Here is a 12957-nt window from a genome sequence, read left to right on the forward strand (position 1 = left end):
GATCCTATAGTTTGTCGGACAAACGCCATTGGGGGTTACCGTGCCGATTTCGCCGCTCTTCCGTCCGATCGATGTCGCGCCGGCCTATCAGAAAGTCGCCGACGCCATCGAGCGCGAGATCGTCAATGGGCGCATCAAGCCCGGCGATCCCATCGGCACCGAGCATGATCTGGTGCGCCAGTTCGGTGTCAACCGCTCGACCATTCGCGAAGGCATCCGCGTGCTTGAGGAGGGCGGCTTGATCAGCCGCGATTCCTCGCGCCGTCTGCACGCCTGCCTGCCGCGCTACACCAAGCTCGCAAGCCGCCTCAGCCGCGCACTGGTGCTGCACGAGGTCACGTTCCGCGAGCTCTACGAGGCCTCGATGACGCTGGAGGTGGCGAGCATCGAAGGCGCGGTGGAGCGCGCGACCGAAGAGAACCTCGCCGAGCTCACCGGCAATCTCGTGCGCAGCGAGGCCGTGGTCGGCGATCCCGCCACGCTTGCCGAATGCGATGCCGAATTCCACGTGCTGGTCGCCAAGGCCTCGCAGAACCGCGTGCTCCAGCTCGCACGCGAGCCGGCGGCGCAGCTGTTCTATCCGACCACAGAGATGATCGTGACCGGCGTTGCCGAAGGCGGCCCACGCCTCGTCGCCGCGCATCGCCATCTGATCGACGCAATCCGCCGCCGCGACCGCGAGGCGGGCGTGCTCTGGACGCGCCGGCACTTGCAGGACTGGCGGCGCGGTTTCGAGAAAATCGCCTCGCTCGATCGGTCGGTCGAGCACATGTACATGGAGCACGCCCAGGCGGCCCGGCGCAGATAGGCGCCTGATGAAGACGCAAGATTTCAGCCAAGAAATCCAACAAACAAAGACGTTACACGGAGGAACACATGACCGGCGACATCGCGGCTACCATCTCGAAAGCGCGCGAGCATTCCATCGGCGATCTCTTGCGCCGCTCGGCAGTCCGCGAGCCGAACAAGCTCGCAGTGAGCTGCGGCCATGTCAGCTGGACGTTTGCCGAGATGGACGCGATCTGCAACCGGCTCGGACGCGGCCTGCTCGGTCTCGGCGTCAGCAAGGGCGATCGCGTTGCCGTGCTCTCACGCAATTCGCACGCGTTTGCGGCGTTGCGCTTCGCGCTGGCGCGGATCGGTGCGGTGCTGGTGCCGATCAATTTCATGCTCAACCCGGATGAGATCAATTTCATCCTGAAAAGCTCCGGCGCGAAGCTGCTTGCGACCGGCCCCGATTTCGTCGAGCCGGCAAAGGCCGCAAGCGCCAGGGATTGCGAGGTCGAGAAGATGATCTGGCTGCCGGGCGAGGATCCGGCATCCGCGCCCGCGGGCCTCACCAATTTCGACGATCTCCTCAGCCCCGACGGGTCGTTCCTGGAGGCCTCCGTCGACAGCCGCGATCTCGCACAGATCGTCTACACCAGCGGCACGGAATCGCTGCCCAAGGGCGCGATGCTGACCCATGAAGCCGTGATGTGGCAGTACGTGAGCTGCATCATCGACGGCGGCATGAGCGCGGACGACAAGTTCCTGCACGCGCTGCCGCTCTATCACTGCGCCCAGCTCGACGTCTTCCTGGGGCCGCAGATCTATCTCGGTGCCTCCGGCGTGATCACGGGCAAACCGACCGCCGACAATATCCTGGCGCTGATCCAGGCGCACAAGATCACGTCCTTCTTCGCGCCGCCGACGATCTGGATCGCGATGCTGCGCTCGCCGAACTTCGACAAGACCGATCTGTCGACGCTTCAGAAGGGCTATTATGGCGCCTCGATCATGCCGGTGGAGGTGCTGCTCGAACTTCAGCGCCGCCTGCCCAATGTCAAATTCTGGAATTTCTACGGCCAGACCGAGATCGCGCCACTCGCGACCGTGCTGCGGCCCGAGGACCAGCTGCGCAAGGCCGGTTCGGCCGGCAAGCCCGTGCTCAACGTCGAGACGCGCGTGGTCAACACGGCGATGGAAGACGTGAAAGTCGCCGAGGTCGGGGAGATCGTGCACCGCTCGCCGCATCTTCTCTCCGGCTATTATAATGACCCCGTGAAGACCGCGGCGGCCTTCACCGGCGGCTGGTTTCACTCCGGCGATCTCGCCACCGTCGATGCCGAGGGCCACATCACTGTGGTCGACCGCGTCAAGGACATGATCAAGACCGGTGGCGAGAATGTCGCGAGTCGCGAGGTCGAGGAGATGGTCTACCGCATCCCTGCGGTCTCCGAGGTTGCCGTGGTTGGCCTGCCCGATCCGCGCTGGATCGAGGCGGTGACCGCGATCGTCGTGGTCAAGACCGGCGAGACGCTGGAGGAGGACGCCGTCATCAAGCACTGCGCCGGCCAGATGGCGCATTTCAAGGTGCCCAAGCGCGTCATCTTCGTCGACAGCCTGCCGAAGAACCCGAGCGGCAAGCTGCTCAAGCGCGAATTGCGCCAACGCTTCGTCGGCGGCGAGACGCTCGACAAGGCGATCCAGAAGAATTTTGGGGCGTAAGCACGGAGCGGTCGCCATGAAGGTCTGGCAGGTCGAGCGCGACTGGTCGATCGAGGGGCTGGAGCTGGTCGATCTGCCCGAGCCCACGCCTGGCCCCGGCCAGGTCGCGGTGCGGATGAAGGCGGCATCGCTCAACTATCGTGATCTGCTCACGGTGCAGGGCAAGGGCGGCGTCTCACGATTGCCGCTGATCCCGTTCTCGGATGGTGCCGGCGAAGTCATCGCGGTCGGCGACGGCGTTGCCCGCGTCGCGGTTGGCGATCGCGTCTGTCCGATGTTCTTCCAGTCCTGGATCGACGGAAAGGTATCGGCGACCAGCCGCCGCTATGCGCTCGGCGGCACGCGGCCGGGCGTGTTGCAGGAGGTGATGCTGCTCGATGCCGAGGGCGTCAGCCGCATTCCATCGCACCTTTCATTCCTGGAAGCGGCGACGCTGCCCTGCGCCGGCCTCACGGCGTGGCGCGCGCAGTTCGAAGAGGCCAAGGTGAAACCTGGTGACACCGTGCTGGTGCAGGGCACCGGCGGTGTCTCGATCTTCGCGCTGCAATTCGCAAAGCTCGCCGGCGCGAGCGTGATCGTGACGTCGTCGAGCGACGAGAAGCTCGAACGTGCCAAAACGCTCGGCGCCGACCACACCATCAATTATCGTACGGTGCCGGAATGGGGCAAGGCGGCGGCCGACTGGACCGGCGTCGGCGTCGACCACGTCGTCGAGGTCGGCGGCAAGGATACCTTTGCACAGTCGCTCGAGGCTATCAGGGTCGGTGGCAACATTCTGGTGATCGGCGTGCTCACCGGCTTCTCGCAGCAGATCGCGATACCGAGCCTGTTCTCCAAGAACCTGCACGTCATCGGCTTGTCAGTCGGCAGCCGTCGGATGTTCGAGGGGATGACGGCCGCGATCGGCCGCAATGGCATGAAGCCGGTCATCGACCGTGCGTTCGGCTTCGATGCCGTGCCGGACGCGTTGCGGCTGATGCAGCAGGGCGGTCACTTCGGCAAGATCGTGGTTGAGTTTCCTTAGCCCATCTCGCCAGAAAGCTTCCTGACGTCGTCGGGCGTCCGTCCGAAGCGGCGGCGGAATGCGCGATGGAAGTAGGAGACGTCGTGAAAGCCGGCGAGGTGCGCGATCTCGATGATCTTGCGCGCGCGCAGGTTTGGATTTCGAAGCAGCCGCTCGGCGCGCAGCAGCCGCTGCTCCAGCACGAAGCCGCTATAGGTGATGCCGGCCTGCTCGAACATCAACTGAATCGTGCGCGGGCTGATCCGGTGCGCGGCTGAAAGGACGGTGAGCGACAGCGCGGGGTTGTCGAGCTGGGCCAGGATGTCGGATTTGAGGGTTTCGAGACGCGCCGCCGCAAGGCCGCGCATGCGAGCTTGCTCGGCGACATCGCCGCGCGCTCCGATCATCAGCACGGAGAGGTCGAACAAATGCTGCGAGACCGCATCGAGCTCCGCGGGCGCGAGCTTGTCGGCATAAGTGTGCGCGAGATCATAATATCGCAGGAACATCGAGGTGATCGGATTGGCGCCGGGGATCGACTGCGCGATCAGGTCCTCGGCATTCGGGCACGCGCGCAGCAGCGCCTTGCGCGGCAGTAGCGCGGTCTGGAAGTTGCCGTGCGTCGTCTGGGTGATATGGGCGCCCTTGATCGAGGGGTCGCCGATCGTGACGTCGCCGGCGGCGACCTCCAGCGGACGTCGTCCCATGGCCCCGCTCAGCGCCGAATTCGGCGACATCGTGATCACCAATTCGTCGTTCGTCCCCAGCGATACGAAGGACATCGGCGTGCCGAACGAGGCCGAGAGTCGGAGGCGCGGAAGAATAGCCGGCGAAATGGTCCGGTGAACACGTCCTTCCCCGATCGGAACGAAATCGACGTCGGCGACCTGGCGGCAAAACTGCTCGCGCCATCTTTCATAGGCCTGGCCATTCGGGTCGCCATCGAATGAGAGTTGAGGCTGGATCATCGATCGGGAAGGGCAGGTTAGTTGGCGATTTACGGCAGGTTGTATCGTCGGGCCGGTGCTCCGCAACCGCAAAAGCGCCGGATTGCGTGATAAGCCACTCGCGATGACGCGCTGTGACCGCGACCTGGTGCCGCAGCCCGGTGTGCCGAGATGAAAAAGCGCGAGCGCGAGCGCCAGCACGAGCAGCGCCCGGTGCTTGAGCAGCATGGTGAACGCATCCGGCGCGCTGTCGGGATCATCCTCCTTGCAGCCGCGCGCGGCGCGATCGTCGATCGTCGATCGCCTTTGCGGGGATCATCAGCACGCAGGCGATCGCGATGGCGCCGAACATGGCCGCCAGCGCGAACACGGCGACATAGCCGAACGTGTAGTCGAGATAGCCCGACAGAGGCGGGGAGGGGAGCGCGATGCCATCGGGACGTTGAGCGACTGCCGGCGCAAATGGTCTTGCACAAGCAGGGCTGACAAGACGGGCTGACATGACCGGCCAATGGCGCCGGGGCGGACCGGAAAGTAACATGTGCTAGCCGGGTTGGTTCCTCCGCACTTGCGATGGGAGGGCCACGGCGTCATCTCGTGGGTGTCCCCTTCTTCTTCTGGATCACGGCCATGCCCCTCTGGACCTGCGAAACCTGCGGCGCGCAATTTTCAGACAGCGGAAATCCGCCCGCATCCTGTCCGATCTGCGAGGACGAGCGGCAGTTCGTGAACTGGAAGGGCCAAACCTTCCTCACACGCGAAGCGTTGGCGGAACGGCACCGCCTTGCCTGGCGGGACGATCTCGGCCTCACCGGCGTCGGGTCCGAGCCGAGCTTCGCCATCGGCCAGCGCGCGCTGTTGGTGCCGCTCGGCGACGGCTGTCTGATGTGGGACTGCGTCCCGCTAGCGACGTCGGAAGCTATCGCGCATGTGCGCTCGCTTGGCGGGCTGAAGGCGATCGCGATCTCGCATCCACACTTCTACGGCGCGTTTGCCGACTGGAGCGAGGCGTTCGGCGGCGTGCCGGTCTATCTCCATGCTGATGACCGCCAGTGGGTGATGCGGCCGCATCCCGCCATCGTGCACTGGACCGGCGATCAGCAGCGCATCTCCGACGATGTGCTGCTGCTGCGCACCGGCGGTCATTTCGCGGGCGCCACCATGCTGCACCATGCGCGCGGTGCGGATGCCGAGGGCGCGCTGCTCACGGGCGACATCGCGCAGGTGGCGATGGACCGCCGCTTCGTCAGCTTCATGTACTCCTATCCGAACTACATGCCACTCAACGCCGCCGCGGTGCGGCGGATCGCAGCCGCTGTGGAGCCGCTCGCCTTTGACCGCATCTACGGCGCCTGGTGGGGCCGCAACATCGCCTCCGGTGCCAAGGCCGCATTCGCGGCGTCCGTGCAGCGATACATTGCGGCCATCGCCTGACGCGCGACGACCAAACCCCCCTTGTTCTGATCTAATAACTGTACTATAAGTACAGATATTAAGCGCGACGCAACGATGCGTTTGCCGGTCCGGCACGAACAATGCATCGTTGTCTCGGCGGGCGCATGTTGCGGCCGCGTGAGCGGGAGTTGGACGCATGACCGGGCAGCGCGACTACGAGATTTTTGAGGCCGGCGACGTCATGCTTCAATCCGGCGCCGTCTTCCCCGCGATGAAGCTCGCCTACAAGACCTACGGCACCCTCAGCCCGGCCAGGGACAACGTTATCCTCTACCCGACCTCGTTCAGCGCCCAACACTACGACACGGAATGGCTGATCGGGCCCGATGGCGTGCTCGACCCTACGCGCTACTTCATCATCATCCCGAACCTGTTCGGCAACGGCCTGTCGTCCTCGCCGTCGAATTCCGGCGAGGCGCCATTCCCGCAAATCACCTATCACGACGCCATCGCGGTCCAGCACCGGCTGCTGACCGAGCGCTTCGGCATCACAAAGCTGGCGCTGGTCTATGGCTGGTCGATGGGCGGCATGCAGACCTATCATTGGGCGGCGCTGCATCCCGACATGGTCGCGCGGGCCGCGGTGGTCTGCGGCAGTGCGCGCTGCGCGCCCTATAATTACGTCTTCCTCGAAAGCGTGAAGGCTGCGCTGACCGGTGATCCCGCCTTCCGCGACGGCCGCTTCGTCGAGAAGCCCGTTGCCGGCTATCGCGCCATGGGGCGCGTCTATGCCGGCTGGGCGATGTCGCACGGCTTCTATCGCGACGAGCTCTGGCGCGAGGCGGGCTTCACCTCGCTGGAGGATTATCTGGTCCGGAATTGGGACGCGACCTTTGCCCGGCGTGATGCCAACGATCTCCTCGCGCAGGCCGGGATCTGGCAGCGCGGTGACATCAGTCGTTGCGCTTCATTCGGCGGCGACCTCGATCGGGCGCTGGCCGCGATCAAGGCGCACATGCTGCTGATGCCGGGTGCGACCGACCGCTATTTCGACGTCCGCGACAACGAGGACGAGCTGGGCAGGCTGGTCAACGCAAAATCGGCGGTGCTGCATCCGATCCCGTCGCTGCACGGCCATCGCGCCGGCAACCCGTCAACAATCCGCGCGACCAGGCCTTCCTCAAGGCCGAGGTCGCAGAGCTTCTCAGCAAATAGGGCGAGTCCTCGATCATGACTGACGCGACCGTTTCAGAGCCCGGCCATCGTCTGAAGCCGCTGACACCGGCGATGCTGCGCGAATTGTCGGTGCGCTCGAACCTCAGGGGGGCCGCGAAAAGTCTCAGCCATTACGGTCTGGTAGTGCTGGTCGGCGCGCTGGTCTGGAAGGTCTCTTCAGCCTGGGGCGTGTTATGGGCGCTGCCGCTGATGGCGGTGCAGGGCTATTTCGTCGCCTTCCTGTTCATGGCGCTGCACGAGACCGCGCACAAGACCGCGTTCAGGAGCCGTGGCCTCAACCTTGCGGTCGGCTATCCCTCGGCCTTCATCATCGGACAACCTTACGAATATTACTGCCTGTTTCACTGGGACCATCATCGCTACACCCAGGATCCGGACAAGGACCCGGAGCTGATCGTCGGCGTGAAGCCGACATCCGACACGCAGCTCGCGCTCGCCTATAGCGGCCTGCTTCAGGTCGCCGGCCGCCTCCAGTTGATGCTCGGCCACGCCGTCACCGGCAAGGTCACCGTGCCCTGGATTCCCGAAAACAAGCGCGCCACCATCGTGCGCGAGGCGCGCGCCTATGCCGGGCTCTATGCGCTGTTGCTCGCGCTCTCGCTGTGGTTTTCCTCGGCGTTGCTGCTCTGGGTCTGGATTGTCCCGCTGATCATCGGGCAGTCCTTCCTGCGGCCCTATCTCTATGCCGAGCACACCGGCTGCGACCGCACCCGCAGCGCCTTCCAGAACACGCGCACCACCTACACCAGCGCGATCGTCAAATGGTTCGCGTGGAATATGCCCTACCACGTCGAGCACCACGCCTATCCCTCGATCCCGTTTCACGCGCTGCCGAAGCTGAACGAGATCGTCGACGACGAGATCGTCCATCGCGGCCGCGGCTACATCAGGACGACGCGCGAGACCTGGGCCTGGTTTCGCCGGCATCGGCAGATTGGTTAACCCAATGCAAAACTCCGGCCGCGATGCGACCGGAGCTTTGTCGAGGACGTCAGATATCAGTAGATCCCGTAGGCGCAGACATTCACGACGCGGACGCGCAGGCCATGGCGGGTCCGGACGACGCGCTCCTGGTAGCAATTGCTGACGCCGGTGTTGACGTAGACGCCGCCAAAGCCCCAGCCGGGACCCCAGTGATGATGGAAGCCGTGGGCCGAAGCCGCGGTGGGCGCGAGAGCGGCAGCACCGAGCGAACCAGCAGCGATCAGACCAAGAGCAAGCTTACGAAACATTTTCATTCTCCAGTGTGGCGCTAAGGCCGTTGTTGTGTCCCTGCTTCTCCGTCGGGCCGAGACGCGAACGCGTTCAGGGCGCGAGGCAGGAATCGTGTTTCAGGAATGTTTCGTGGGCTTCGGTGAAATGCGCCGCTGTCAGGCTTTTCGCGCCGCTGCGCGATAGCGCGCAGCCATCGCCTGCGTCATCTCCGCCATCTTCTCGCGGAGATCGGCGGGCTCCAGCACTTCGGCCTCGGACCCAAGCCGCAGCAATTCGGATGCCGCGTGCCATGACGTCTTGCCGGTCGGCACGCGCGCGATGCGCCAGCCGTCCGCATCCGTGGTCTCTTCAAGTTGCGTGCGCGCCTTGACGTAAGGCTGGCTCAGCGCGTCGAGCAGTTTGACGCCGAACGGCGACAGCCGCACGATCGCGACATTGGGATGCATCTCGGCTTCGAGGCGAAGCGTCGCAGCCTGCCAATAGGCGGCGAGATCGAACGCGGCGGGACGATCGAAGCGATCGTCGAGCGCGGTGCAGTCCAGCACGCGCGCGATGCGATAGGTGCGCGTGCTGCCGTCGACGTGACCGGCGAGATACCAGCTGCCGCCCTTCAGCACGAGCCCGAGCGGTGCGACGCGGCGCTGCTTCTCCGCGCGCCAGCTCTGGTAGCGGATCCTGATCAGCGTCCCGCGCAGAGCCGCGCCGGCAATGGTGCGCAGATGTTTGGGTTCTTCCGTCTCGCCGAACCAGCCGGGGGCGTCCAGGTGAAAACGCTCCTGCATCCGCCCGGCATCTTCGCGAAGGTTGGCCGGGAGTGCCGCCATCAGCTTGTTCTGCGCGGCGATCATCGCCGCGTCCAGCCCGAGCGCCGCGGCCGGTCCCGGCAGTCCCGCAAGGAACAGGGCCTCCGCCTCGTTCTGCGACAGGCCGTTCAAACGCACGCGATAACCGTCGAGCAGGCGATAGCCGCCCTCCGCGCCGCGGTCGGCATAAACGGGGACGCCGGACGCCGCGAGCGCGTCGATGTCGCGATAGATCGTGCGCACCGAGACCTCGCAGGCTTCCGCAAGCTCGGGCGCAGTGACCTGCCCCCTGGCCTGGAGGGTGGTGAGGATCGACAGCATTCTGCTCGCGCGCATGATCCCTTAAACCATACCTGACACAGGATGTCAGGTATGGTCCGCTACAAGCGCCATCGCCAGCCGGCCAGATGGAGACCTGTTATGACCGATCAAAACCGCATCACCCTGTATTATTCGCCGCAAAGCCGCGCCACCGGCACGCGGGTGCTGCTGGAGGAGCTGGGCGCGCCCTACGATCTCCACGTCCTCAACATGAAGGCCGGCGAGCAGCGCCACGGCGCCTATCTCGCCATCAATCCGCTCGGCAAGGTGCCGGCGGTCCGCCACGGCGAGGCGCTGGTGACCGAGCAGGTCGCGATCACCATCTATCTCGCCGATCTGTTTCCGCAGGCGGGACTGACGCCCGCGCTGAACGATCCGCTGCGCGGTCCTTACCTGCGCTGGATCGCCTATTACGGCGCATCGTTCGAGCCGGCCCTGATCGACAAGTTCATGCAGCGCGAGCCGGCACCGATCATGCAGTCACCCTATGCCGATTACGACACCATGCTGGGCGCGCTCGAGGCGCAACTGTCGAAGGGTCCGTATCTGCTCGGCGAGCGCATGACGGCCGCCGATATCTTGTGGGGTGTCGCGTTCAGCTGGACGATGATGTTCGGCATCGTGCCGAAAAAAGATGTATTCGTTCGTTATGCCGAACGGATGACGAACCGGCCTGCGTTCCAGCGGATCAATGCCGCCGACGACGAGATGGCGGCGCAGCATGCCGCGGCTGCGGGTGGTTGAATGTTCCAGGGTTGCAGATGGCAAAGTCGATGCACACGACCAACTGCTTCAACACCTTCATCCGGGTGGCTGAAGACTGTCCCGCGCATACTGGCGAGGAGCCGCCGCTGCGCGCGGGAAAGCCGACGGTGGCGTGCCTGCAATACGAGATGATCGCCAAGGCACCCTACAAGCACACCTCCGACGACGTGATCTTCGCGACGTCTGCGCCGGGACGTGAGCTCGATGTGACGGCGACGAAGACGGAGAAGCATGCGGCCCGTGAAGCGTTTTTCTCCCGGGGCCAGGCGTGCATGAGGGCGTCGAGCCTGGGCAAGCGCTTCGGCTGGGGCGTTCATGCCGACAGTGAGGGCCGGATCGCGATTTACGCCGTCGACAGCAAACGCTACCAAGTGCTCGTCCGCGATCCCAAGCTCACGCAGGTGCGCGCGATGCGGTCGCAGCGGGCGTGATCAGAATTTTGGCGGCCGTTTTTTCGCGAACGCCTTGATGCCTTCCTTGATCTCGTCGCCGCGCATGCTGTCGCGGTGGCGCTGGTCGGCGGCGGCTTCATCCAGCTCTCCGCGGGCGAATTCATTGATGGCGCGCTTCATGCCGCGCATCGCCTGCGGGGCGTTGCCGGCGAGAACGCTCGCGAGCTTGTCAACCTCTTCATCGAGCGTTTCCTCCGGCACCATGGCCGTGAGGTATCCGATCCGCAGCATCTCCGGCGCGCTGATTTTCTGCGCGGTGAGGAACAGCTTCTTCGCATTGTCGACGCCGAGCCGCGTCACGTAACGCTTGATGCCGCTTCTGTAGTAGTGCAGCCCGAGCCGCGCCGCCGGCATGAACATCTCGGCGGTGTCGACGCCGATGCGGAAATCGCAGGCGAGCGCGAGGTCGGTCGAGCCGCCATAGACGCCGCCATTGAGCCGGCAGATCGTCGGCACGCCGAGATCCTCCAACCGGTTGACGACGACCTCGAACGCCGAGCCCGCGCTCTGCTGCTCGTTGGCGCTGACCGCGCGCTCGGCAACCGAGTTGAGGTCATAGCCCGCGGAGAAGGCCCGCCCCGTGCCGGTCAGCACCAGCACGCGGATATCAGGATCGGCCTCGATCCGGTCGAAAAGTCTGACCAGCTCGCCGAGATCCTCGGCCTGGAGCCGGTTGAGATGTTTGGGCCGGTTGAGGCGGATGGTGGCGCGTGCGCCGTCACGTTCGAGCACGGGGCCTGAGGCTGCGTCGGCTGTGTCCGACATTCTTGTCTCCATTTATTTGTTTTCGAGTGTGCGGCGCTTGGCTTCCGCATCGATGGTCTCGGCGAGATCGGGGTGCCGCGCCATCAGCACGCGGAAATCGACGAGGTCGAGCACCAGCAGCCGCGACACCTTCGTGGTCGAGACATTGGCGCCGCGCTTGTTGTTGCCGAGCAGCGCCATCTCGCCGAAGAACGCGCCCTCGCCGAGCTGGACCTTCTTGCCGGGCAGGTCGACCTCGACCTCGCCGGCGGCGATGAAATACATGCAGTCGCCCTGCGTGCCCTTGCGGATGATCATGGTCCGCGCGGGCAGCTCCATGGTGCGCAGCATGTGGGTGACGTCGGCGATGGCAGCAGGGCCGAGCGCTGCGAAAAACGGCACCTTGCTGACGGATTCCCAGGTCTTGAGGAAATTGTCGCGCCGGGTCTCGGCGGCAAAGCCGGTCGCCAGAATACCAGTCCACAGCCCGAACACGCCGAGGCCGGAGATCATCACCATGGCCGCCACGATGCGCCCGAGCGGCGTCACCGGCACGACGTCGCCATAGCCCGTCGTCGTCAGCGTGACGACAGCCCACCACAGCGCGGCGGGGACGCTGCCGAAAGTCTGCGGCTGCACGTCCCGCTCCAGGAAATATTCGGCGACGGAAGCGAGGAACACCACCATCAGGAAGATCACGAGCACGCTGACCAGCGGGCCCGATTCCAGCACCAGCACCCGGCGCAGCTGCCGCAGGCCCGGAATGCCCGGCACCACCTTCAACACCCAGAGCACGCTGAGCAGCCACGCCGTCTTCGGCTCGATGCCGATCAGGAGCGCGGCCGGCACCGCCAGCGCGCCCAGAGCATCGACCACTCCGGCCGAGGAGGTCATGTAGAGCGACAGGCGCCCCGTCTGTGCCATGTGGCGCAGCCGGACCACCCATTCGAACACGAAATAGACGAGGCAGGCCCACAGCAGGGCGTCGACCCAGCGGTGCGCCGTCTCATAGGCCGGGTTGACCGTCAGCAGCACCATGCTGACCACGCCGAGCCCGACCGCCACATAGGCCGCCTTGGTCATGTTGCGGCCGGCCGTGGCGGCCACGAACTGGGCCAATGCGGGGATCAGCGGCTTGGACATGCGGGAAGGCGGGCTCGGTCGTGTCTCTTGCGGTCCCGGCTGGGACGCCGCCGCCAAAGTGCCCGCCCGGGCAGGAGCCGTCAACGACGGGCAGGGGGCTGCCCGCAGCATCGTCGGACAGGCACGCGGCAAGCCCGATGCCGTGGTGGATCCGGGGCGCTACCTGAAATGCGGCGGCTCGTCGTAGCCGCGGCGGCTGCTGAAAAAAGCAACATCATCAGGCCGATGCCGACGACGATGGCGAAACCCGCTCCCAGCGCCAACGCCACATAGCCTTCCGTCGGGATCGGCTCGCCCTCGATCGCCATTGCGGAATAGGCGAAATATCCAGCCGCTACCAGCATGCCCAGAAGGATTATGACGAGGAGTGTACGCATCGCGCGTGCTCCGGTTGTATCCGGGAGCAAACGGTTGTGGATGGGGGACGGTTCCCGGTTTCAGCC

Annotated in this window: 14 protein-coding genes and 2 pseudogenes; 9 read left to right on the top strand and 7 right to left on the bottom strand. The window is 65.1% G+C overall.

The genetic code is table 11. The features are described from left to right. The first annotated feature begins 40 nt into the window (after nucleotides 1-40). From ACVJ5M_RS08290 to ACVJ5M_RS08300, 3 genes are all read left to right on the top strand, one after another. Complete coding sequence (locus ACVJ5M_RS08290) at nucleotides 41-808, top strand: FadR/GntR family transcriptional regulator (protein WP_283017990.1); 768 nt, start codon at nucleotides 41-43, stop codon at nucleotides 806-808. A gap of 68 nt (nucleotides 809-876) precedes the next feature. Further along, a complete protein-coding gene (locus ACVJ5M_RS08295) occupies nucleotides 877-2490 on the top strand; it encodes an acyl-CoA synthetase (protein WP_063980910.1) in 1614 nt (537 codons plus the stop codon). A gap of 16 nt (nucleotides 2491-2506) precedes the next feature. Further along, nucleotides 2507-3514, top strand: a complete 1008-nt coding sequence (locus ACVJ5M_RS08300) for a zinc-dependent alcohol dehydrogenase family protein (RefSeq protein WP_063980911.1) — start codon at nucleotides 2507-2509, stop codon at nucleotides 3512-3514. Here the strand turns inward: ACVJ5M_RS08300 and ACVJ5M_RS08305 are convergent. Next, the gene (locus ACVJ5M_RS08305; protein WP_245328533.1) at nucleotides 3511-4200 is read right to left on the bottom strand and encodes a helix-turn-helix domain-containing protein; all 690 of its coding nucleotides are present in this window, start codon (nucleotides 4198-4200) and stop codon (nucleotides 3511-3513) included. The genes ACVJ5M_RS08300 and ACVJ5M_RS08305 overlap by 4 nt on opposite strands. Between ACVJ5M_RS08305 and ACVJ5M_RS08310 the strand changes: the two genes are divergently transcribed. Beyond that, nucleotides 4199-4339: a hypothetical protein gene (locus ACVJ5M_RS08310; protein WP_245328534.1), complete on the top strand. Its 141-nt coding sequence runs from the start codon at nucleotides 4199-4201 to the stop codon at nucleotides 4337-4339. The genes ACVJ5M_RS08305 and ACVJ5M_RS08310 overlap by 2 nt on opposite strands. Nucleotides 4340-4696: 357 nt before the next feature. On the opposite strand, the gene ACVJ5M_RS08315 is transcribed toward ACVJ5M_RS08310, so the two are convergent. Next, a complete protein-coding gene (locus tag ACVJ5M_RS08315) occupies nucleotides 4697-4942 on the bottom strand; it encodes a hypothetical protein (protein ID WP_063980913.1) in 246 nt (81 codons plus the stop codon). 128 nt (nucleotides 4943-5070) lie between these two features. Here ACVJ5M_RS08315 and ACVJ5M_RS08320 point away from each other — a divergent pair, with 128 nt between their 5' ends. The 3 genes and pseudogenes from ACVJ5M_RS08320 (at nucleotide 5071) to ACVJ5M_RS08330 (ending at nucleotide 8013) form a co-directional block, all read left to right on the top strand. Further along, nucleotides 5071-5874 carry an MBL fold metallo-hydrolase gene (locus ACVJ5M_RS08320; protein WP_354097734.1) on the top strand — a complete coding sequence of 268 codons (804 nt, stop codon included), beginning with the start codon at nucleotides 5071-5073 and terminating at the stop codon, nucleotides 5872-5874. A 157-nt stretch (nucleotides 5875-6031) separates the two neighbouring features. Then, a pseudogene (locus ACVJ5M_RS08325) lies at nucleotides 6032-7050 on the top strand (alpha/beta fold hydrolase). A 15-nt stretch (nucleotides 7051-7065) separates the two neighbouring features. Next, nucleotides 7066-8013, top strand: coding sequence for a fatty acid desaturase (locus ACVJ5M_RS08330; RefSeq protein WP_063980915.1), 948 nt, complete (start codon nucleotides 7066-7068; stop codon nucleotides 8011-8013). Nucleotides 8014-8069: 56 nt separating this feature from the next. Here ACVJ5M_RS08330 and ACVJ5M_RS08335 read toward each other — a convergent pair whose 3' ends face one another. After that, a complete protein-coding gene (locus ACVJ5M_RS08335; RefSeq protein WP_014498305.1) occupies nucleotides 8070-8303 on the bottom strand; it encodes a hypothetical protein in 234 nt (77 codons plus the stop codon). A gap of 138 nt (nucleotides 8304-8441) precedes the next feature. Continuing rightward, nucleotides 8442-9425 (bottom strand): helix-turn-helix transcriptional regulator, encoded by a 984-nt coding sequence (locus tag ACVJ5M_RS08340; protein WP_063980916.1) that lies wholly within the window; start codon nucleotides 9423-9425, stop codon nucleotides 8442-8444. A gap of 84 nt (nucleotides 9426-9509) precedes the next feature. Here ACVJ5M_RS08340 and ACVJ5M_RS08345 point away from each other — a divergent pair, with 84 nt between their 5' ends. Both ACVJ5M_RS08345 and ACVJ5M_RS08350 read left to right on the top strand, forming a co-directional pair. Beyond that, the gene (locus ACVJ5M_RS08345; protein WP_063980917.1) at nucleotides 9510-10154 is read left to right on the top strand and encodes a glutathione S-transferase family protein; all 645 of its coding nucleotides are present in this window, start codon (nucleotides 9510-9512) and stop codon (nucleotides 10152-10154) included. Nucleotides 10155-10171: 17 nt separating this feature from the next. Next, nucleotides 10172-10606 (top strand): DUF6157 family protein, encoded by a 435-nt coding sequence (locus tag ACVJ5M_RS08350; protein ID WP_063980918.1) that lies wholly within the window; start codon nucleotides 10172-10174, stop codon nucleotides 10604-10606. Here ACVJ5M_RS08350 and ACVJ5M_RS08355 read toward each other — a convergent pair whose 3' ends face one another. From ACVJ5M_RS08355 to ACVJ5M_RS08365, 3 genes and pseudogenes are all read right to left on the bottom strand, one after another. Continuing rightward, the gene (locus tag ACVJ5M_RS08355) at nucleotides 10607-11392 is read right to left on the bottom strand and encodes an enoyl-CoA hydratase/isomerase family protein (RefSeq protein ID WP_063980919.1); all 786 of its coding nucleotides are present in this window, start codon (nucleotides 11390-11392) and stop codon (nucleotides 10607-10609) included. A 12-nt stretch (nucleotides 11393-11404) separates the two neighbouring features. Beyond that, nucleotides 11405-12514 (bottom strand): cyclic nucleotide-gated ion channel, encoded by a 1110-nt coding sequence (locus tag ACVJ5M_RS08360; protein ID WP_063980920.1) that lies wholly within the window; start codon nucleotides 12512-12514, stop codon nucleotides 11405-11407. A 159-nt stretch (nucleotides 12515-12673) separates the two neighbouring features. After that, nucleotides 12674-12891, bottom strand: a pseudogene (locus ACVJ5M_RS08365) (hypothetical protein). Nucleotides 12892-12957 lie beyond the last annotated feature (66 nt).

Source organism: Bradyrhizobium sp. S3.7.6, from assembly GCF_054061875.1.